Origin of the sequence: Leifsonia xyli subsp. cynodontis (assembly GCF_050632205.1) — a bacterium.
GTDB lineage: Bacteria > Actinomycetota > Actinomycetes > Actinomycetales > Microbacteriaceae > Leifsonia > Leifsonia xyli_D.
Genome location: NZ_CP192578.1, coordinates 3,520,717 through 3,541,972 on the forward strand (window position 1 = coordinate 3,520,717; position 21,256 = coordinate 3,541,972).

At 63.0% G+C, this 21,256-nt stretch carries 19 protein-coding genes and 1 pseudogene; 18 read left to right on the top strand and 2 right to left on the bottom strand.

The window, feature by feature from the left end; translation table 11 throughout:
* Positions 1–296: 296 nt before the first annotated feature.
* Positions 297–3,212, top strand: a complete 2,916-nt coding sequence (locus tag ACQ86M_RS17755) for an RNA 2'-phosphotransferase (RefSeq protein WP_431246386.1) — start codon at positions 297–299, stop codon at positions 3,210–3,212.
* Positions 3,213–3,217: 5 nt separating this feature from the next.
* On the opposite strand, the gene ACQ86M_RS17760 is transcribed toward ACQ86M_RS17755, so the two are convergent.
* Entirely contained in the window at positions 3,218–4,351 is a 1,134-nt protein-coding gene (locus tag ACQ86M_RS17760) for a tyrosine-type recombinase/integrase (RefSeq protein ID WP_431246387.1), read from the bottom strand.
* Positions 4,352–4,353: 2 nt separating this feature from the next.
* A complete protein-coding gene (locus tag ACQ86M_RS17765) occupies positions 4,354–4,953 on the bottom strand; it encodes a helix-turn-helix domain-containing protein (protein WP_431246388.1) in 600 nt (199 codons plus the stop codon).
* Between the two features lie 140 nt (positions 4,954–5,093).
* Between ACQ86M_RS17765 and ACQ86M_RS17770 the strand changes: the two genes are divergently transcribed.
* The 17 genes and pseudogenes from ACQ86M_RS17770 (at position 5,094) to ACQ86M_RS17850 (ending at position 21,116) form a co-directional block, all read left to right on the top strand.
* Positions 5,094–5,252, top strand: a complete 159-nt coding sequence (locus tag ACQ86M_RS17770) for a helix-turn-helix transcriptional regulator (RefSeq protein ID WP_431246389.1) — start codon at positions 5,094–5,096, stop codon at positions 5,250–5,252.
* Between the two features lie 465 nt (positions 5,253–5,717).
* Positions 5,718–6,461: a hypothetical protein gene (locus ACQ86M_RS17775; RefSeq protein WP_431246390.1), complete on the top strand. Its 744-nt coding sequence runs from the start codon at positions 5,718–5,720 to the stop codon at positions 6,459–6,461.
* A complete protein-coding gene (locus tag ACQ86M_RS17780) occupies positions 6,458–7,561 on the top strand; it encodes a hypothetical protein (RefSeq protein WP_431246391.1) in 1,104 nt (367 codons plus the stop codon). Before ACQ86M_RS17775 ends, ACQ86M_RS17780 begins: the two co-directional genes overlap by 4 nt.
* Before the next feature lie 88 nt (positions 7,562–7,649).
* Positions 7,650–8,303, top strand: coding sequence for a hypothetical protein (locus ACQ86M_RS17785; RefSeq protein WP_431246392.1), 654 nt, complete (start codon positions 7,650–7,652; stop codon positions 8,301–8,303).
* Positions 8,304–8,459: 156 nt separating this feature from the next.
* Positions 8,460–8,783: a hypothetical protein gene (locus ACQ86M_RS17790; protein ID WP_431246393.1), complete on the top strand. Its 324-nt coding sequence runs from the start codon at positions 8,460–8,462 to the stop codon at positions 8,781–8,783.
* The gene (locus tag ACQ86M_RS17795; RefSeq protein WP_431246394.1) at positions 8,780–9,826 is read left to right on the top strand and encodes a hypothetical protein; all 1,047 of its coding nucleotides are present in this window, start codon (positions 8,780–8,782) and stop codon (positions 9,824–9,826) included. Before ACQ86M_RS17790 ends, ACQ86M_RS17795 begins: the two co-directional genes overlap by 4 nt.
* A gap of 3 nt (positions 9,827–9,829) precedes the next feature.
* Positions 9,830–11,365 carry an SCO6880 family protein gene (locus ACQ86M_RS17800; RefSeq protein WP_431246395.1) on the top strand — a complete coding sequence of 512 codons (1,536 nt, stop codon included), beginning with the start codon at positions 9,830–9,832 and terminating at the stop codon, positions 11,363–11,365.
* Positions 11,325–12,335 (top strand): hypothetical protein, encoded by a 1,011-nt coding sequence (locus tag ACQ86M_RS17805; protein WP_431246396.1) that lies wholly within the window; start codon positions 11,325–11,327, stop codon positions 12,333–12,335. The genes ACQ86M_RS17800 and ACQ86M_RS17805 overlap by 41 nt, the downstream gene beginning before the upstream one ends.
* Positions 12,323–12,814 carry a hypothetical protein gene (locus ACQ86M_RS17810; RefSeq protein ID WP_431246397.1) on the top strand — a complete coding sequence of 164 codons (492 nt, stop codon included), beginning with the start codon at positions 12,323–12,325 and terminating at the stop codon, positions 12,812–12,814. The genes ACQ86M_RS17805 and ACQ86M_RS17810 overlap by 13 nt, the downstream gene beginning before the upstream one ends.
* Positions 12,811–14,616 (top strand): TraM recognition domain-containing protein, encoded by a 1,806-nt coding sequence (locus ACQ86M_RS17815; protein WP_431246398.1) that lies wholly within the window; start codon positions 12,811–12,813, stop codon positions 14,614–14,616. Before ACQ86M_RS17810 ends, ACQ86M_RS17815 begins: the two co-directional genes overlap by 4 nt.
* Positions 14,616–15,020 carry a hypothetical protein gene (locus tag ACQ86M_RS17820; protein ID WP_431246399.1) on the top strand — a complete coding sequence of 135 codons (405 nt, stop codon included), beginning with the start codon at positions 14,616–14,618 and terminating at the stop codon, positions 15,018–15,020. The genes ACQ86M_RS17815 and ACQ86M_RS17820 overlap by 1 nt, the downstream gene beginning before the upstream one ends.
* Complete coding sequence (locus ACQ86M_RS17825) at positions 15,017–15,487, top strand: hypothetical protein (RefSeq protein ID WP_431246400.1); 471 nt, start codon at positions 15,017–15,019, stop codon at positions 15,485–15,487. The genes ACQ86M_RS17820 and ACQ86M_RS17825 overlap by 4 nt, the downstream gene beginning before the upstream one ends.
* A gap of 107 nt (positions 15,488–15,594) precedes the next feature.
* Positions 15,595–16,038, top strand: coding sequence for a single-stranded DNA-binding protein (locus ACQ86M_RS17830; RefSeq protein WP_431246401.1), 444 nt, complete (start codon positions 15,595–15,597; stop codon positions 16,036–16,038).
* Between the two features lie 88 nt (positions 16,039–16,126).
* A complete protein-coding gene (locus tag ACQ86M_RS17835) occupies positions 16,127–16,885 on the top strand; it encodes a hypothetical protein (RefSeq protein ID WP_431246402.1) in 759 nt (252 codons plus the stop codon).
* Between the two features lie 315 nt (positions 16,886–17,200).
* A pseudogene (locus ACQ86M_RS17840) lies at positions 17,201–17,578 on the top strand (restriction endonuclease); the annotation flags it as partial.
* 1,253 nt (positions 17,579–18,831) lie between these two features.
* On the top strand, positions 18,832–20,190 hold the full coding sequence (locus tag ACQ86M_RS17845) for a hypothetical protein (RefSeq protein WP_431247926.1): 1,359 nt from the start codon (positions 18,832–18,834) through the stop codon (positions 20,188–20,190).
* On the top strand, positions 20,139–21,116 hold the full coding sequence (locus ACQ86M_RS17850) for a hypothetical protein (RefSeq protein ID WP_431246403.1): 978 nt from the start codon (positions 20,139–20,141) through the stop codon (positions 21,114–21,116). Before ACQ86M_RS17845 ends, ACQ86M_RS17850 begins: the two co-directional genes overlap by 52 nt.
* Positions 21,117–21,256: the final 140 nt, after the last annotated feature.

Genomic DNA, 21,256 nt, shown 5'->3' on the forward strand with positions numbered 1-21,256 from the left:
TCGTTTTCTTGTTGGTGTAGCGGTTTGCCCACATTCTGCCCACACTTGAAATCTTTCCGCCCTGATGCCTGAAGGCTCAGGGCCTGCGATTGTGGCCTTTGCGGTCAGCGCGCGAGTAATCCGGACGTCCGAACCCGACCCCGACCAATATGATTCAGAAATCGCTTTGGATCGGGAGAGCAATGAGGCAAGCGTCGCCAGCAGATGTTGCACAGCTGTTCAAGCGCGGCGGTGCGGTAGGTGTAGATGCCGCGCTCAGCGGTCAAGCTAGGCGCACGGTAGCTCATGTTGTTGGGGTGATCGAGAGTCTGGGACTGGTCCTTGACGAACAGATTGATGCTTGGCGTCGGGTCTCGGATCTCGACGCGATTAGGCTCTGGCTGGCACTCGACTCCGAGCCGTCAAGCCTCGTCCGCAGTTTCACCTCACTCGACAGCTCGAAGCTTCCCCTGCTTGCCGCATTGACCATCGAGGCCCGGATGGCAACCGCCGGCGCGGAGGTCGGATCTTACTTGCGCTCGAGCGGCTCCAGTTTTGCGGCTGCGATCGTGGACGCACGATGGACAGTTGCGCACGCGCTGCGTAGGCAGGTCTATTCGGTCCGGTTCAGCGAGCCCGTCATTCTCGCGAGGGCGGCGAATCTCGCGGCTACCGCCTTCGAGTCGCTGGTCCCCTTCGCTGATGAGTCCAACCCGGAGCGCACGCTCGCTCGGATCCAAAGGCAAGTCGGAAGACTGGTTGTGACCGCCGCGCGATTCTCCACGGGGGACGTCAGCAAACTCGAGACCGCGCTTGGGTACCTCGTGAGCGCATCAACGGATCCGGATGACATCTCCACGGCAGTCCATCGAATTGAAGCGTCACTTGAACTGTACCACGCTACTGGCGACAAGAGCTTTCTCACTGACGCCGCCCAATTCATCAGTTCCCGTCGAGTGCCCCGAGATGATTGGCCGGCATGGCACTTGATCGTTGCCGAAATTTGGCTGAATTTAGCTGACCACGCGACTACCACTGGAAGGTCGAGGTTTCTCGAGAAGGCAGATGAGTCCTTCGCAGCAGTTGATGCTCAAGGACAGATCGAACTTCGTCACGAGATCCGCTGCGCGATGTTCAAGGCACTGCGTACGTTCGTCGGCCAAAGGGCATCCAAGCTGGAACTGCTACGTGGCGTGCGCCTTCCGTTCGCGCTACGTACGCCGCGCGACCTCCCCGAAATTGTGTACGAGGCCACTCCTGAACTCATTCGAGCGCTTCGGTTCGACGCAGAACGTGGTCAATATCAGTACCGCGAGTTTCTAGCGGAACTAGAGTCGCGAGTCGCGCGGAATCGAACCGGTGAGGAAGCCGCAGCGTTACTGCAGGACGCGATTCGGCTTAGGGGGCCGATCGGAACCAAAAAGGCTTTGGACGGTGCCCGAGATCAGCTCGCGCAGGCACAAGACCTACTCTTGTTGGCGCAATTGAAGAACGATCCCACGTATCGTTCTCGGGGTCTCGACATTCTCTTGAGAAGGCAGTATCTCGACTCCTCTTCAAGCGAGCCAATAGTCATCATTGCGAACGAGATCGAGGCGCACGGACCGAGTTCAATAACAAGCCCAACGTCACCACCCGATCTCATGGACGCAATACGTGTCGGAGATCACACTGCATTGTTCGCTATGGCTGCGGCGCGAGCTCTCAATAACCCCGCTCTTAGGGTCAGCGGGCTAGGTGGGCGGGGTGGCGGTGGTGAGACGTACACGGTCGACGACTTCTCGGGCATCACCGGTCAGACATTTGTCTTCAAGCGGACGAGTCAGGAGGCGCTGTCACGCGACGAGGCACGGGCACGCTTCCTTGCAGCGCAACTCGAGAATCACAACGAAACGACGCGCTTCGGAGTGATTGAACACATCGGGACGCTGTCGGTGAGCCAGCCACAGGGTGGCGCATCGCTTGTAAGTGTTCGCCGGTATGTCCGCGGGCGAACACTTCGCTCCGCTCTCGTCGACGTAGGAACGGACCGTCTGGCCCTGCTCCGACGCTCTGCTCGGTTTTTGGGGTTGATCCATGGCTGGGAAGCCCGCGCGGTCCAAGTTCCGGGACTATCCCGGAACCAGATCAAGGAAAAGGAACTGGGTCGATGGCTTAAGAAGCTGGCTGGCGAGGAGAAGCTATCGCTCTTCAACTCCTGGTGGGAGCTCGTAAGCCCTGTCGACTGCGTGCCAAGGCGGGACGCGCATTCCTTGAACTGGCTCGTAAACGATGACCAACGGGTGCTCGCGGTCGACTTGGAAGCGACGGGCGCAAGACCGCTTACCTACGAACTCGCACAACTCGTTGACGATCACCCAGCGCTTGCGCCAGCGGACTGGTCAAGCCGCGAACTGCTGCTCCGCGAGTACTTGGGAGCGGCTGGGATCGAGGCTCAACCGTCACACCTGGTCGCGTACCAGGCGAGCTCGGCTGCGCGAGCAGTAGGCCTGTTGACCGACGAGAAGGCAACCGAGCAGCAGCGCAACCACGCCTACGAGTTGCTGCTGTCCTTATCAACGCAAAGTGCGAACGATGATTTGCGGCGGTGGTGCAGAAGGGTCCTAGACGCCTGGGCTGTAAAAACCGGGCTCGCCGACCCCACCAGGTACACGTCGATCCAGCCTGACGATCGAGTCCGAATCAGCAAAGCCATGTCCTACCATCTGCGCCACGACCCAGTCGCCCAGACCACTCGCGGGGGGTGGATGTTTGTCGAGGACCTTGCTGAAGTGCTTCAGGCGAATGGGCACAACGTGACTCCCGAACAGTTGCTGGTTGTCGCGGGCGCACTAGGTGAACCCCGTTTCCAACTCGATGGACGGGAGATCCGAGCTGCATATGGGCATTCTGTGGCCCGACGAACCGACTATGAGGCTTCCACGCCACCGGGATGGCTCTACCACGCGACTCCCACGTCGAGCATGCAGTCAATCTTTGAAGCCCGTGCAGGCTTGCGGCCAATGGGACGACAAATGGTGCATCTATCCACTGATCCCATTCGAGCGTTGCAGACCGCTCAGAGGCACTCGCCAGCAGCTCACTTGCTTCGAGTTCGTGGCAAGAGCTTGCCAGAACTAGTCAAAGCTGCCGAAGACACCTGGCTAATTCCGTTTGTTCCCGCTGGCGAGCTTGAGGTCACAACAATCATTGACTTGGCGCGCTTCGAACTTGAGGCGCGCTCGTACCGCTAGGCTGCCTAGTCGCGGAGTGAAATGCCATCTCCCGCCCATATTGCTCCTGCAGTTCGGGCGGCAGCGCTATTGAGTCGAGATGCCACCGCGTCCAGATCGTCATCGAACAAATCGCTGTAGGTGTCGAGCGTCATCGCTGCAGAGGCGTGGCCGAGCATCCGTTGTACCGCTTTTACGTTGGCGCCCGCACTGACGGCCAACGACGCGGCTGTGTGACGCAGGTCGTGGACCGTCATGGGTGGGAGGTCTGCCGCCACGAGAGCGCGGTCCCACCATGAGTTGGCCGCCATCGTCGGCGTCTTCTGATAACCACCGTGACCGTCGTCGAAGACGAGGTCGTCGCGCGCCTTGCCGGTGCAGGCCGCACGGAGGGGCGTTGACAAGAATTGCGGATACGGCACGCTGCGGCGTTCATGCGTCTTGGGCGTGCCCACGACTATCGATCCGTTGACGTAGACAGCGTTCTCCACGACCGTAAGTCGCAGCCGGCGTGTATCGACATCACGGACCCGCAGGGCTGACACTTCACCCCAGCGGACGCCTGTGTAGGCGAGTGTTGCTACGACCGGAGCGTGCTCGTCGCACGCTATGAGCAGGCGGGCAACCTGCTCGTTGGTCAAGTAGACGTGCTCCCTGGACCGCCGTCTCGGGAGCTTAATTCCTCGCGCTGGGTTAGATGGGATGAGGTGGTCTCGCACCGCAGAGTCGAGGATGCCAGCGAGGATGTCGTGGCTTCGTCGAACAATCGTCGGGGACTTCGCCTTCCTGTCCCCTACGCCATCACTCAACTCGGAGATCCAAGTTTGGACTTCGCTATGGCGGATGTTGCCGACCATGGCCGCGCCCCACCGCGGTTTGACGTGTAGTCGCCAAGCCGACTCGTACACATAGGCAGAGGACGGCTTAAGGTGAGATCGAGATGCGAGCCACGCCTCCCCGAGACGATCGACCGTCGCGCGAGCCGCCGTTGGATCGATGTACTCGCCAGTCGCCTTCTTCATCTCGACGGACGCTAGGAAGAGCTCGGCCTCGCGCTTGGTGCGAAAGCCCCGCTTGTCGGTCTGGGAATGATCGGGCTTGCGGTAGCGAACGCGATACCGCTTGCCTGCGGCTGACTCGTACGGGGTGATGCTGCCCATGGCTACTCCGAGTCGGCGCCCTCGCCCGCAACATCAACAAACCCGCCGGATTCGAGCAAGCCGACAAGCCGGGCTACTTCCTTCGCGACAGCTTCGATCTGACGCTCGACGTCCTTATTCGCATTGATGAGCTCTACGTCACCCGACGCACTCTGCACATTCATGACAAGACGAAGCCTTTCGAGCTCGCGTTGGAAGGTCCCGAGCTGCCGCAGCGTGCCCAGCGCCTCAATGTCGTCGCGTTCGCCTGCCCACCTGGGGCGGTACGAACTCAATGGCGTGGCCGACAACCAGCAGTCGAACTGCGCCGCGGTCATGTCGGCAAGTTCGACGTTGAGATTCTGTAAGTCCATTTTCGCGTTCGGTCGACCGATAGGGGCGAGCAAGTACGAGACCGGAGTGCCAAGTCCATGGGCGATGTTGAGCAGCTGCGTGATGCTGATGTCGGCCTTGCGACCCGACTCAATGTTCTCGACGACAGCGGCCGTGACATTGCCTCCGCGAAGCGATTCGGCGAACTCTCGTGCCGTGCGAAACCCTCGCTCTCGTCGCGCGAACTTGATCCGCGCGCCCACAGTGCCCTCAGTACGGAAGTTAGCCATTTCAGCAGCATAGACCCGTCTCTATTGTCAAATCAAAGAATCAACGCTATCGTAGCCACTGCTGAAAGATGACCGATTTTTAGTCGAAACGGAGAAAAGAGATGATTGGAGAGTACATTCGGCCCACCGAGGTAGCCGAGATGACGGGTCTGTCCGTCGCCGCGCTGGCGCAGCTTCGTTACAAGGGCAAAGGCCCGCGCTACTACAAGCCCACGCCACACCAGGTGGTCTACAAGCCGGCGGAGGTGATCGCATGGGTGGAGGCGACGGTACACACCGGGACCGCAGTACCGGCGTAAGCGAGTCGGCTCCCGTTGGCACTGGTGTTACCCAGCATTCCGTCGACGGCTACCTCGTGCCGGTCGACCCCATGGATGCGCTGCAGTGCGAAAGCTGTCAGTAGAACCCGCCGTCCACCCCGGCGTGGCACGTCGGAGCAACCCCCGATCGGGGGTAGCGTCCGGCACCAAATGGAGCGGCCGATCCTTACCCTCTTCACCGTGACGCACGACTCACAGACCGAGTCCGGGCGGCGGTGACGCATCGTGGCTGAGACTCCCGAACCGCAGAGTCGCCCTCGCCACTCCACCTCTCGAACCGGGCACGCCGCCCACCTGAATCCCCGGCGTACTCCCGGCTCACCGTCCTCACTCACTCTGTGCTGGCGCACGCCAAGGCGCGCCAGCGCACCGCACTAACGGGTCCTCAGGCCCGAACCCGATCCTTCACACAAGCCACCTCCGTACAAGAAAGGTAGTGATCTCGTGGCTGAAGGAACCCAACTCCGCACCCGTGCGGATGCTCGACTCACGGAGCTGCTCCGCGAAGTCGACACACTGCTGCCGTACGTCCGCTTGCAATTGCGCGGCTGGCCGAACGAAGTCGACACAGTGCTACAGCTGGCCCGGGAGACGGTCTGGCACCGAAGCTCTCGGTACGACCCGGAACGCGGCTCACCGCATGCGTTCGTGTTCGGCATCACTCGCAACGTGGTGCTCCGTGAGGTCGCGCGGAAGCACGTGGCGATGGACGATGTGCCAGACGACGTCGAGTCCGATACGGACGTCGACCCCTTGGATGCGCTGATTCGTAGGTTCGACGCACACCGGTGGATGGTGCTGGTCGCCGACTTCGTGGGTCCATCCGACTGGCAGGTCATCAGCGACCTCAGCCTTGCCAACGGCGACGTCGACCTTGTGGCGGACGCGCATCAGATGTCCAAACGCGGCCTGCGCTCAGTGCATGACCGGGTATGCCAGACCGCCCGAACCGTGCTCGCCGCCCTCGCGGCCGCAGACGCCGGACTACCAATTACGGGGTCGGTGATCGTGTCCTGCGTTCCTGAGGTCGGTGGCTTCCGGGAGGTCGCAGAGATGATCAGCGACGACGCCAATACCATCGCCGAGACCTTGCAAATCCACCCGGGTTCAGCGCGGGCACGAATCGCGACAGCGAAGCGGTTGCTGATGATTGCACGTGTCGTGCTCGAGCAGGAGGCCGCGGCGTGATCAGCGCTGGCGCAGCGGCCGCTCAGGTAGTGAGGCGTCCGAAGGCGATCCGGAACCTCCTGACCATCGTGGTCATCATCGTCCTCGTCGTCCCGGTCGCGCTCGTCGCGGTACCGGTCACCGTGGTGCTTGCGATGGGAGCCAACGGGTTCAGTGGCGGCGGGGGAGAGTGCGGCGGTTCCGCACGCGCCGTGGAGGCAGGCCAGGCGGTCGATGGTTACGGGCCTGAGCAGTTGAGGATCGCTGCGGCGATTATCACCGTCGGGCAGCAGATGGGTGTTCCTCCGCACGGGCTGACGTTGGCCCTGATGGTCGCGATTGGCGAGTCCGGACTCCGCAATCTTGACCACGGCGATGCGGTGGACAACACCACGATCGGTGTTTTCCAGCAGGGCCCTAGCTACGGTACCCGGGCGCAGCGGATGGACCCGGCGACCGCGGCCGCGTCGTTCTACACGCGGATGCTGCGCGTCCCTGACTGGCAGACCACGGCTCCCACCCTTGTCGCGCACGCGGTGCAGATCAACGCAGACCCGAACCACTACACCCCGTTCTGGACGCCGGCCGTACAGGTTCTCACCGCCCTCACCGGGGCCAGTGCCACGGCATGTCAGGTCCCTGCAGACGCTCGTGCAGCGGCAGCGGTGCTGGCTGCGGCGATCCAAGCGAACAAGCTCAACTTCCTCGAGGCCCGCTACCAACAGCAAATCCTCAACATGGCAGACGGCTCCGCAACACCGAACTGCGCCATTGACGCCCAGGTCCTGCAGCTCATCGTCGTGGCCGTCCAGGCGTTCCAGCAGGTGGGAGTCAGCGACCTCAACCGGCGCTGCACAGGCATGACACCCGGCGCGGGCACAGCGTCAGCGCACTGGCGGGGCAAGGCGGTCGATTTCTACGCCATCAACCGGCAGTCACTCACCGGAGCAGACGCCCTCTCGCTCCAGCTCATTCACACGCTGGACCCCTACGCGCCGCACGGCTCATCGATTGGACAAAGCGACTGCCGCGCTCGCGCCAACGTCTCCTTGGGCGCGCTACTCAACATCACCAGCGCATTCCCCGATACCTGCAACCACCAGCACATCCAGGTGCCCTGAATCAGGGAGTTTCCGAGATTGCGCGCCAAAAAAGTCCCGTACCGGAAGTTCTAAGTGAAGGGCGCATACGAAACCGAGGTGAAGTGAAATGACCAAGAAGCTGATCGCGATTGCGGCGCTCCTCCCATGCCTAGCCCTGACCAGCTGCGCCACGACAGCCCCAGCCAAGAACACGTCATTCACCACCGTCACGCCGGCCAAGCCAACCCCAACCCCGGCTGAAGCTGCGACGCCAGCTGCAGACGGCATCGTCGATACGGTCTACGTCCAGGTCTTTCCCGGGAAGGCGTTCAAGGCCAAGCACGGCTGCCGCTGCACACTCCCAGATGCGACGCAGGAACTCTTTCCCGCTGGCACACCGGTCATCTTCGTGAAGTTCACCATGACCGGCGAGTGGAAGCCCTCGCAAGGCAACCAGACCTATCAGGACGTCACCGGCACCACCCTCAAGGGGACCCAGTTCGATGGTCGACCGGAGCCCGCGGTCTTGGACACTGCCGACGGGCCCATCGTCGCCAGGACCAACGGCCTCGCCTGGATGCCGAGCGGGCTCTTCCGCGGCCAGTCAACCTGGACCCTCCCGAACGACAAAGAACGCTCCTTTGCCGCCGCCTGGTATCTGCCAGCAGGAGTCGATCGCCTCCTGCTCACCATGGACGTCCCCTCCGAGGGACAACCGCTGAGACTGACCGTCCCGCTGCCTGCCTCTGCAACCAAGGCCGCGAACGCTGGCGGTGAGTGACCTCATGAACCTCCTGCTAACTCTCCTCGGCGTCCTGGGACTCGTGGCAGTCACCTTGCTCGGCATCATCGGATCCGGGCTCCTGACCGCGAAGCGGATGGCCGAGACGAACGAACCCGAGTCAAGAACAGAAGCCACAGGAAGGAAAACCACATCATGAACGCCCTCAACGAAGCACTCGTGATCGTGCACTCCCGCACGATCCCCGTGCTGACCGTGAACAGCCCGTCGCCGGACTTCTCCGGCCCCGGGGTCGGCGCCCTTCAGTCGATTGCGAACATCGTGTTCGCCATCGTCCTCACCCTCGGTGTGATCGGAGGCCTCATCGCCGCCGGTTTCATCGTCGTCGGCCATATCTCCAGCAACGGACGCGTGCAGAAGATGGGCATTGTCGGCGTCGTCAGCTGCGTCGCAGGTGTCGCCGTCGCCGCCGGAATCGCCGGACTGATCAACTGGGGCCAGTCCCTTCACGTGGCGTGATCATTATGCAGGTACTCGCTGCTCCGCCGGACCCGTTCTCACCGAACTACGGTTGCTTCATTTCAGACTTCGGCTGCCAGGCCTCCCAAACCCTCGCCCAATTCATGGGATCCACCATTCGCAACCTCGGCGACTTCATCGCCACCATGATCGCCGGCTCCTTCAACACCAACATCGACCAGAGCAGTTGGGAGATCGCACACTCCCAGTTCTTGTTCTGGGTCGCCGTCACCGCCCCGGTGATCCTCATCGTCGCCCTCATCCAGATTGGGATCGCGATGATCCTGCAGGACTGGGCACGCATCGGCCGAACCGCCGCCGGTGCCGCCCTGGCCATCCCGTTCGCCGCCATCTGCGTGTGGGGTATGCAAAAAGCTTCTGGCGTCACCGACGCCGTCACCAGCAGCCTCACCTCAACTGTCCAAGGCGGAAGCCTCAGCCAGGGCCTGCTGCGCGTCGTCGGCATCCTCGACATCACCAAGCAAGCGCCTAACGCGGTCATGCACAACTCCCAATTCACCCAAGGAGGCGTCGTCTTCACCATCGCCGCTCAGGGCGCGCAAGGACCCGGCGCCGTTGGGGAGTACGTGCTCGCTCTGCTCGTGGTCGGGCTGATGATGATCGCCTCGCTGTTCTTGTTCATCGCCATGGCCATCCGCGAGTTCGGGCTCCTCGCCCTCGCCGCGATGGCCCCCGTCGGGCTGATGATGATCGGCCAACCCAAGCTCACCGCCTGGGCACAACGCTGGATGAACCTCACCATCGGACTGCTCATCGCCAAACCCCTCGCTGCCGGCGTCGTCCTCCTCGCCGTCGAACTCACCAAATCCAGCCTCAGCATCGGAGTCATCCTCGTCGCCGCCGGCGCCGTGATCGCCGCCTCGTTCTCACCGCTGTGGGCCACCAAGCTCGTGTCCTTTGCGGGCGCGGAGGTAGGCACAGCTCTACATCACCGCTTCTCGGTGCGAGACCAGTTCTCGCGTGCCAACACCGCCGCCGCACCGGTTCGCTCCGCGGCGCGCGTCATCAAGGTTGGGAGATAACCCATGACTACCTTCATCGCCGAGCAGGTGATCACCGACGAAGGCGCACCCCGTGTCCGCTTCGCCGCCCGCGAGCGCCGCGGCATTATCCTCGGCCTCACCTTCCTCCAGCTCGTCGTCATCGGCGGCGCCGTCGCCGCACTGCTGGCAACGCTGCTCATCAACCCCAACGCGTTCTGGGTGATGCTTCCCCTGATCGCACTGATCGTGTTCTTCGCACTAGCCACGTACCGGCGCGAGCCGGTGCTGGTGATCGCCGCCCAGGCCGCCCGATACGTGTACCGCAGCATCGCTGGTCAAACCGTGTTCCGTCGAGACGTCTGGCTGCGGGTCGCCACCGCGTCGCTGAACGTCGGCCACGCACAGGTTGCTGCAATCACGCCGACCGTGACCTCGAAGTTCCTGCTTCCAGGCGCATTGGGTGATGTACAGATCGTTCAAATCCCCGGTGCCGGGGCGTTCATTTACAACGCTCACGGCCGGCTCGCTTCGATCACCGTGCGGGTCGGATCCCGGGCGTGGGCGCTGCGCGACAAGGGCACCCAGGAAGCGGCGTACGACGGTTTCGTCGAGTGGCTCAGCTCGCTGGAGAACCTGCCGGGCGTGCGCGAGACCACTATCCGCATTCGCGTGGACCGAGCGTCCTCCAACGAGCTCCGTGACTACCTGATCGCCCGGGAAGGCGAACACGCCCCACAGGTCAGCCGCGAACTGCGACGGCAGTACTGGGACCTGACCCAAGCCGCCTCAAAGCGGTCGATGGGATTCACGAACTACGTCACTCTCACCTTCGACACCGGTGCGCTCAACGGGGCGATCCGCGACGCGGGCAGAGGGCTCACCGGACTTGCCGCCGTTCTCAAGGAGCGCGTGGCCGGTATCGAAACCTCGATGGAGCACGCCCGGCTCACTCCGGGCGGATGGCTGACCTGCGACGACTTGGACGAGCTGCTCGCGCTCTCCGCGGACCCGGTCTCGGCAGCGACTCGGCGTGAGCGGGACGCCACGCTCGAGCCGCAGCCCGCCCCGCCAGTGATGGGTATCGACGAGGGCTGGGACGTGATGCGGGTCGATGAATCCTGGCACCAGACCTTCTGGGTCGCCGAATGGCCCCGAACCGATGTTCGCACCGGGTTCCTCGAGCCTCTCCTCTACGCCGGGGACACGACCCGGGTGATCACTCTCCAGGTGCGGCCCGTAGCCACGCACAAGGCGCTGGCCCAGCTGAACAGGGCCCAATCCGACATGGAAACCGCTGCAACCATTCGGATGAAGCTGTCATCCCGGATCCCGCTCACACACCTGCGCGAAGAGGAAGACCTCGCCATCCGCGAGCATGATCTCGTCGACGGGTTCGGAGACGTACAGTACCGCGGGTTCGTCACTATCTCCGCCGAGTCAAAGGATGCCCTGGCGAAAGCCAGGACGGACATCGAGCAGGCCTCTCACCCGGCACGGCTGGTGCTGGCGTCCATGTCGGGGCAGCAAGCCGCCGGGTTTGTCACCGGCGCCCTGCCTGTGCCACTCGAAGGGGAGTGAAATGAAGCCCAACACGGTCATCGGCCGCATCCCCGCCAACGAGAAGCCGGGAGCTAACGGCCGGCACCATCAGAGCACTGATGCCGGCAAGACCTCGTCGTGGAAAGTCCAGCCCGCGGAACTGCCGGCGTCGAAGATGCCAGCGTGGGGCTGGAAGCAGCCGCACAATCTGCGTGGCCCGCTGCGCGCCGCCCCACCCGCGCACCGCTGCAGCTCGAAGGTGCTCGGCGGTGCGTACCCGTTCCTGGCCGAAACCGGCGACATCCTTACCGGTGCGTACATCGGCGAGAACCTGCTCTCTCGGGCGCCGTTCTGTTTCGACCCCTGGGACGCGTACTCCGCTGAGGCCGTCCGCTCTCACTCCGTCGCCATCCTCGGAGTGAAGGGCACCGGCAAATCGATGCTGGCAAAGTCCTGGTCGTCCCGGCTGGCCCGGCTGGGCCGGAAGATCGCGGTGCCGCACGATCCGAACGGGGAGTGGGTGCGCGTCGCCGACTACGTCGGCGGCACCTCGATCTCCGTCGGCCCCGGCAAAGCCACCCGCATCAACCTCCTCGACGAAGGACCGCGCGACGCATCGTTCTCGGACGAGGACTGGAACCAGAACGTTCTCCAATACCGGCGGGCGACCGTCAAGACCATCATCCGCCGGTTACGGGAAGGCGGGAACCTGGAGCCGGTTGAGCACACCGCCCTCGATGTCGCGCTCGACGCTCTCCGTGGGCAGTCGACGGTGACCATCACCCACGTCTACGACCGACTGGTCGACTCCAACGAAGGTCTACCGGTCGAAGTCGCGGACGCCGGCCACCGGCTCGCACACTCGCTACGTCGCATGGTCTCCGGCGACTTGACCGGATTCTTCGAGGGGCCCTCCACGGTTCGCTTTGATGCGGATGCCCCGATGATGGTCGTCGACACCTCCGCCTTGAAGGGGCATCCCCCGAGGCGCAGGCATTGGCGCGCCTAGCGACAGCGAACTGGATCCGCCGCGCCAGCCTCGGCGCCAACCGGCAGGCCCGCGTCATCATCCACGAAGAGGCCGCCGTCGAACTCCTCAACGACGTCTCCGGCGGCGACGAACTCGCCGACCGCGTCGAAGACGAGAAAGTCGCCCGGCACCTCGGAACCTCCAACTGGTACCTCCTCCACCGCGTCGCCGACCTCGACGCTCTCGGCGACCGCAATAGCGCACTCCACTCCCGCGCGCTTGGTCTCCTGGCCGACTGCGAGACCCGCATCTCGTATGCACAGCACTCCGGGGAGATCGCCCGGTCCCGGGAAATACTCGGCTGGAACGACACCCAAGCCGGCCTCGTCCGCAAGCTCCATAAGGGCGAAGGGCTGTGGCAGATCGGGCAAGACCGGGTCGCGAAGGTCCGCAACATCTGCACCGACTACGAACTCGGCGTCTTCCGCACCGACACCATGGGCGGTGAACGAGCGTGAGAAACGACCACTCCTCCTCGACCCACCTCGCCCTCTACAGCCTGTTCGCTGTTGTGGTCGCCGGGGCGCTGACCACCGGGATCGCCAGCGCGACCATCACCGTCACGTGCGACGGTGGCGGTGAGCCCCAAAGCGTCTTCGCCGGCCTGCAACTCGCGATGAGTGGCGACCTGGGTGGCTTTGCCCTGAAGCTCGGATGCACCGCACCGGTGACCTTGATCCGCGTGCTCGACATCCTCGCGGTTGTTCTCCTCCTCGGCGCCGTCGCGGCAAGCGTGGTCTGGTGGCTTCGGTACCGGCAATCGGACCGGCACTTCATCCACGAGTTGCGCGGCCGAGACGGACTCGCCAAGCCCAGCGAGGTGCGCAAGCACACCTCCGCCCGAACCGCTCTGCGCCGTGCCAAGGTGTTGCGGCCGTCGCTGGCCCACCCGGCACCGTCCGCTGCGGGGTGGAAGGTCGGCAGCGCCCACGGGCAGGACGTGTACGTGTCGATCGAGGACTCAATCGTTGTCGAGGGGGCACCCCGGTCGGGCAAGGGGTACCGGTTCATCATCAACGCCATCCTCGACTGGGACGGCCCCTTGATCACCACCTCCACCCGCAACGACAACCTCTCCGCCACCATGCGCGAACGCGCCCGGATCGGCGACGTCACCGTGTTCGACCCTCAGGAACTCACCGGTGTGCGCTCGGCACTGCGGATCTCACCTGTCACCGGGTGCGAGGACCCGCTCATCGCGGATCAACGAGGTCAGGCAATCGTCGCCGGCACCGCGCTCGGTTCGTCGAAGACCAACCAGGAGTGGGCGCAGGTGTCCTCCTCCGTGCTGTCCCGGCTCCTCCATGCGGCTGCCGTCTCCGGGCGAGGCATCGAAGCCCTCGCCCGCTGGGGGTCCAACCCGCGGCTCGCTCTGGAAGCGGTCGGCGTGCTCGCCAACCAGGGCACGCCGGGCTGGTCGGAGGACCTGGATGCGATCATCAACGGCGACGAGAAGCTCCTCGCCAACTCCTGGTTCGGCGTCTTCGGTGCGCTCCGCCCACTGTCCATCCCGGCGATTCGGAAGGCGATGACGCCCGGGCCGGGGGAGCAGTTTGATCTCGACGCGTTCCTCGCTGGTCCTAACAGCCTCTTTCTCGTCGGTACCGGCGCTGGTGCAGGTTCCGTCGGCGGGTTCCTCGGCGCGATCCTCGACGACATCGTCGAGACCGCCCGCCGCAAGGCTCTCGCCTCTCCCGGTTCCCGCCTCGACCTCCCACTCGCACTGATCCTGGACGAGATCGCGAATATGTTCTCCTGGCCCGCCTTGCCGCGGATCATGGCCGACGGCGGCGGCATCGGCATCTCCACCGTCGTCGTCCTCCAGGCGCTATCGCAGGCTGAAACCGCCTGGTCACGATCCGAGGCCGACACAATCTGGTCCGCCGCCACCGCCAAGCTCCTCCTCGGTGGCGCGTCCGACGTGGACCACCTCCGCGACATCGAATCCCTACTCGGGCTGCGCCGCATCCGAACCACCGGGCACTCGTACAACGACAACGGATCCTCAACGAACGTGCAGAACGAGAAGGTCCCGGTGATGACGATCGACGAGATCCGCCGCATGCCCGAAACCGTCGGGCTCCTCGCCTACCGCAACCGGCGCGGCATCCTCCTCGACCTGCGCGGCTGGACCGACCGCAACGACGCCCGACAGGTCAGCACAGGAAAGAAGCTCACCGAACTCGACCAACAAGTCGTGTTCGCCGAACAGTACCAAGCCGCCCTCGACCGACGGGGATCAACGGGAAAGGGCAACTGATGTCCAACCGTCGCCGTCCCGCCCGGGACAACACCTACCGCACAACCTACCTGCACTCCGCAGCTTGGTTCGCTCGCCGCGACCGCTGGTTCACTGAAGAACAAGCCCGCAACGGAGAGGCCCGGTGTGCGCTCTGCCTCGGCTCCGGCGACTCTGGGTCCCTCGAGCTGCACCACCTCGACTACCGCGGCGTCACCCAAACCCCGCACGGCTGGACCGCTGACGAACAGCACCAGGACCTGATCGCGCTGCACCCGCGCTGCCATGAGTACGTCCACCAGCTCATCGACCGTGACCGGGTGTTCTCCGGCTTCGTCTCTCGCCGCACCGCGTCGCTCCAGGCGATCGCCAGGCTCCAGGCCAAGATCGCCCACTACATCGAAGCCGCACTGGAACAGCAGTGACCGACGACACCCCACTCGACGACCTCGTCGCCTCCCTCGCCGAGCGATGGGATGACCAACCTCCGCGGCAAAGCCCCGGCATGCTCGGCATCCGCGTAATTAACTGGCGCACCCTCGCCGACGAAGAGGCGGCAGAGGTCTGGACCGACTTGCGCAGCTGGGTAGTCTGGTTTACCCACCGGTACAACCTTCCCGCCCGCAAGATCCCGCCCTGCTGGTTCAAACACGGCCCCCTCGTGGAAGAACTCTCCGCCCTGCGCACAGCCTGGCTCGTCTCCTACGACAGCCTCGACGCCGGCTACGGACCCATCGGCTGGCACGAACGCCTCGCCGTCGCCATCCCGCGCCTCGCCACTTGGTACAACGGCGAATGCCACAACGGCCACACCGAACTCCCACAAACCGGCGACGACGCCACCCCTGCTGAGTGGGCCGACTGGATCAGCCGGAGCCACGCCGGCACCTGAACGAGCCTCCTCGTTGCGCGCCATTTGAGTGCATTCCCCGACCTCGAATCGGAAGTTCTAAGTGAAAGCGACCCGAGCAGCGGGCGCAGATCGAAAGGAAGAGAACGATGAGCACACGAGTCCCGATCAGCATCGAAGGCAACCTCGTCGCCGACCCCGACTACGGCGAATCCCAGAACGGCACGAAGTTCGCCAAGTTCACCGTCGCCGTAACCGACCGCAAACAGGTCGATGGCAAATGGGTCGACGGCGACACCCAGTACCACCGCACCACCGTCTTCGGCCGCACAGCCGAGAACGTCCGCGCCAGCCTCGCCAAAGGCGACACCGTCATCGTCAACGGCAACCTCGAGTTTCGCCACTGGACCGACCAGGCAACCGGCGAACCCCGAGCCGCCACCGAAGTCGTCGCCGACAGCGTCGGACCGTCCCTCCGCTACACCACCGCCGAGGTCGCTCGCCGCATCCCAAAAGCTGACGGCCCGGCGGCCACATTCGCCGGGCCGTCACTTATTGCGCCGGCCGCGCAGCCGTCAGCCGCGATGTCCTAGACCATAGTCCGGGGTGGGGCCGCAATACTTTGCGGCCCCGCTTTCGTGTGAAGCGCGGGCAATACGCCCTAGCCCCTACGCTTCTGTCATGGCCCAGGACGCAACTAACCCGATATGGGTCGTCATTCTCGTAGGTGCGCTCTCCGGTGTGATCGGCGCGATAGCGGGCCCCATCATCCAGCGAGTGTTTGGCCGAAATGACCGTGCTCTCGATGCCCGGCAGTCCTGGGCCAGGGAGAAGCTGCAACGGGTCTTCGGATTGGGCGACGAATGGGTGCCCACGGACGGTGCCGCCGAGCCATTTGGTCGCCTGGTCCCGCCCAGCGGATACAAGCCACAGCGTTACGACATGCACACCATCAATTGGGCGGTCTTGGAATCCGTCGACCTGATGATGCTTCAGCCGAGACGCAGCAAGTGGGCCAGGCAATGGCTGTACAACTGGCACTTCGTCCTGCAACGCGAATACCGCGCCCTGCACACCTGGATGCACGATCTTCGAGAACGGGGCGTGTGGGACGACAAGCATTGGGACAGGGCAAACGAAAAATATGAGCGACGTGTCCGTCGAGTGGAAAGTTCGCTTTCGATTTGGGCCACGGGTCAATGGCTCACGCACCCCAGCCCGCGCATCTGGGTTTCTGGTCGTGACGGTCTACACGAACTGCGACAAAAAAGGGTGATGTCCCAGCTCCACCGCAAGATGCCCGAGGACATTAGGCGCGGTGAGTATCGCAAGTGCGACTGCCCAGAGTGGGACGTCCTGAACGCCAGGATCGCAGAGTTCGCAAAGCAACACCCCTATCCGTCGGCAGCACCGTCCGAGGGGCAAGCGCCTTCGGTATAGTGCGCGCATGGACGCGGCGATGCTCGTTCTAACATCGGTCGCCGCGTGGTCGGTATTGCCGCAGCCATCTTCGTCACTCGCGCCGCGGGGCCCAGGCCTCCGCGTCGACTCCTTCAGGGAATGAGAGGAACAGGCGCAGTGAGGAGCCTCATCATTGGAGCCGGTGCTCGACCGCCCTTGTGAGCTCCGTGACCTAGACGAACCCTTTATTGCCCGAAGGCCAGGGGTCCCGCCGCAACCGATGCCGAGCGATTGGGTGGACAGTTTGTCGGGATGCGCCATGATCTATGCATGGCTTCAGGTGTGCTTGAACATATGACGGCGCACGAGCCAGGCTTGCTTCCGACTCGATCGCTTAGCTGGGATCAATTCGAAGACTTCATCGAGCGACTCTTGGATGCGCACAGATTTGCCCCGCTCGCGACGCGGCGAATTGAGTCTGTTCTGCGCTGGGGTCGCAGAGGCGACAAACAGCATGGCATCGATCTGTTGGGGCGTTGGTCGGACGGCTCGTCGGTCGACTGGCAATGCAAGCGATGGAAGAATCTCAGACCCTCCGACGTCGCGGGCATCGTCAAAGCGTGCAAGATTCGATCTGCGGAGCACAACATTGTCTTCTCATCGGAAGCGTCGGCGGCGGTAAGGCTAGAAGTACGGAAGCACCGCAACTGGAACCTCCTAGACCAGCGCGACCTAACCCGTATGTTCCGAGAGCTCCCGCTCAACCGACAGCGCGACATCCTGGATGCGACCTGGGGACCGGCCGTTCGGCGGCGACTGATAGACGTTCCAGGGCAGGACGCGTGGGAATCGCTTACGCGCGTCAGCCGTCGACTCCACGACGCCCAAAACCTGTTGGTCAGCGGGGGGCCACTATTTGGCCGTGATCAGGAGCTGGGCGACCTACGGGCCGCGTTGGCAAGCGATAGCCCAATATGGGTGGCGGTTGTCGCCGGCGCCGGCGGGGCTGGGAAGTCTCGGCTCATCTTTGAAGCAGCTTTAGATCACCAAGCTAGCCGACCCGATCACCCTGTCTATTGGCTGGCGCCGGGCCGACCGCTCGATGGAGATGCAATATCGGCGCTTCCGTACGTCCCTGCGCTGGTAGTTGTCGAAGACGCGCATCGCTCGCCTGACGGTGTCACGCAACTGATCGAGTACGCTCGCGAAGTTGACGGCACTCAGCTTCTGCTTGGAGTTAGAACTGAAGGCGCTGATCCTGTTCGGGGTGCTATCGCAAGAGCCGGCATTCCGCTCGCCTCGCGGCTCGAAATGGGTTTAGAGCGCCTCGAACTGACTGCCGCACGCAATCTTGTGGACTCACTCGCCGCCGGCCTGGGGCTTCAACATGGCGCCAAGGAGTATCTGGCAAAGACGGCTCAGGACACTCCGTTCGTTGCAGTCATTGCGGCAAACCTAATTCGTCACGGCCAACTTGATTCCCTGCGCGTGGACAGAAATCTGCGCGAGCAAGTCCTGGGCCTATATCAGGACGCATTGGTCGCCGCTGCCGGAGACCTTACTACCAACAGTTCTCGACGATTGCTTGCAGTCCTAGCGGCGCTCGGTGCAACAGACTTGGCTTCGACAGGAGTCCGGAACCAAATCAGTGGCTTCTTGGCAACTGACAGCGCATCAGTCCTACGTGCAGTGGACGATTTCACCAGTCGCGGAGTCCTCGTAAACACCGAAGGTAGGGTTCGCGTTGTTCCGGACGTACTAGCTGATCAGGTCCTCGAGCAGCAGGCGGTGATTGCACAGGTTGACAGCGGCTTCATCGAGGAAATCTGGCGAGAATTTGGAAGCTCAGCGAGCGTCGACCTAATCATCAACTTGTCATCGCTCGAATGGAGGCTCGGTCGCCGCGGCCTACCGAGTGTTGCCGCAAAAGTTTGGGAAACTCTCCGAGACGATGTAAGTGGGGGTCTTACGGCAGGCTCGAGCAGGTGTCCGAACTTCTCGAATCCCTCGCGTATACGGAGCCGCTTCGGTGCGAAGCACTGGTCGAATGCATCCTCGATCGACTTGCCGCGCTTGACGGCCAAGAAGCGGATGGGGAACCCACCGATCGTGACCGGCAACGAGCCGAATGGGGGTTGCCTGCAATCGGTCGCTTCGATGTCGAGCAGAAATTGCCGAGACCGTTGGGCATCAGCGCGCGGCAAGATGATTCGCTCCTCCCGGCGGCTCTTGAGCTTCTTTGGATGCTGCGCCTTAACGACTCTCGTCGGCCGCACTCCCACCCCGAATCCGCCGCGCGAGTCCTGGCAGACGACGTCGCAAACCTGGGGACGATGGATCATCCCTCGGTCGCGAAAAACATCGTCGGCTGGGTATTTGACGCCGTTGTTCGGCATCCGGCGCGAGGCGATGATGTAGTTAGCGTGTTCGAGCTTCTCGACCCCCTATTAGCTAAGGAGGGATACCGCACTGTCGCAGTCGATTCCAAGTCGATAGCGTTCAGGCCGTATTTCGTAGCGGCCGCTTGGGCAAAGCCGCACCGTGATGCAATCCGTACGGGTTTTCGTGATGCTTGGGCACGCCTCGGAGGCTTGGATCGGGCAGCCGCGATTCGAGAACTGTCCAATGCTCTACGGATACCGCATGGGTTATTCGGAGCGACGGTTCCCGAAGAGGTGCTGCACGCATGGCAAACCGACGATCTGGCTACGATCCAGTTGCTCGACGAGTTGGCGCATGGGGGCGCGAGTGCAATTGAACGCCAGATGATTAGAAATGCCGTCCGCTGGGACGCGGAACGCGCGCCAAGCATGCCCGTGAGGTTCGCCGCATTGCGACTCGTCAACACCATCGACCAGGATCGCGACTGCCTCGCCGAGTTGCTCGTAAGTGGTCCGCGTGACGAAGCTCCTCTGCCAACAGCTGCTGAGACATTCGACGAGTTTCTGGCCAGTCCGGCGGCCGCGGAGGCCTCCGAATTCGATAGTGACGAATGGTCTCGAAACTACGAACGACGTCGGAGTGCCCACCTCGCGGGTGTCGTTAAGCAGCTCTTTTCAGATGGCGTCGAGTCCGCAGTATCTGAGCTCAAAGCGGAATCTAGCCTCGCGACTCAGTCGGGGATGGACCCTGCGGGCGGTTTGCAGGCGCTAGGGCTGTTTCTACTCAGGGAGCGACCCGCTCTAGCAGCCGGAATTGCAAGACACGTCGTCAGCAGTACTGATATGGAACCCTTCGTGCAGATCCTCCCCTTCTTTTCGAAGGATGGAGACGGGATGACGAGGCGAGCCTGTTGGATTGGCTTGAGGACTATACCTCTAAGCCGACCGCGCTCAGGCAGATGATCGCAACGACGTTTGCCGAGTTCTCTTGGGCGCAGCACGCGGACACCTACGCTGCGATACAAGATCAGGGCTTGAATGACACTGAAGGCAGTATTCGGGACACCTTCGCGTTGGCGCTAGCGAGCGACGTGGTCGCAGACCCGAACTTAGGTCTTGAACGTCTTACGCACGCCGACATCTCGGCAGCAGCGCGTGCCGACTGCATTGAACGCGCCACGCATGGATTTGAGAGAGGGTGGGTCGACCTCCTTGATGGGGATGCGATCGCCAAACTTCTTGCGATTGCGGCGGCAGTCCCCACGCTGGGATATGGCACCGGTCAACTCATCGTGAAACTGGCTGCAAAGGACAGGGCGCGCGTCGCGCAGTGGGCTGCCTTCCTACCGGAGGACTCCCGCATTTTGGATTCTCCGGAAATCCGAGACGCAGTCAGCAAAGACGTTGTGGCGATGGAACAGCTATTTCTCCGAGCCATCGGGGCGACCGATGATGCCGCAGCACGAAAGCACGCAATTGCGCTGTCCGGGGGAGGGGTCTCACCAGAATTGGCAGCAGCTCTATGCGCTCGGATTCCTAGCCTCGGAGAGGCAGAGACGCTCGAGCTAGCTGGCTTGCTTTCCCAAGCCGATAGAGGCTACGCCTCATGGGTACTGGAAGCCCCGGATCTGTCCGAGGCGATTCATAAGCGGGCTCTGGAATTAGGTCAACGGGTCTCTGAGCAAACCGAGTACTTGCTGTACTCCGGGATCATGCCCGCGGTTGTCGATTTGGACGACCAGGGTCGGAGGAAATTGACAGCTCTGAAAGAATCCGTAGAAGCAGCCATGGCTAGTCCGTCCTCGATGAGCCATGTCCTTGAACGGGCGTGCGCTCGGATCGACCAATATCTGGCACGAATGGATATGGATCTCGATTCAGCCGAATAACTTGCGCCCGCGCGAAGGCGGAGGTCTGGGGGAGACTGGCTCCATGCAGCCGCAACCCCCGACACCCAGAGCATGGCGAGCGTCTGAACCAGAAGCCATCGAGTTGTGCCGCCAATGGATGATTTACCTAGGCGCCATCG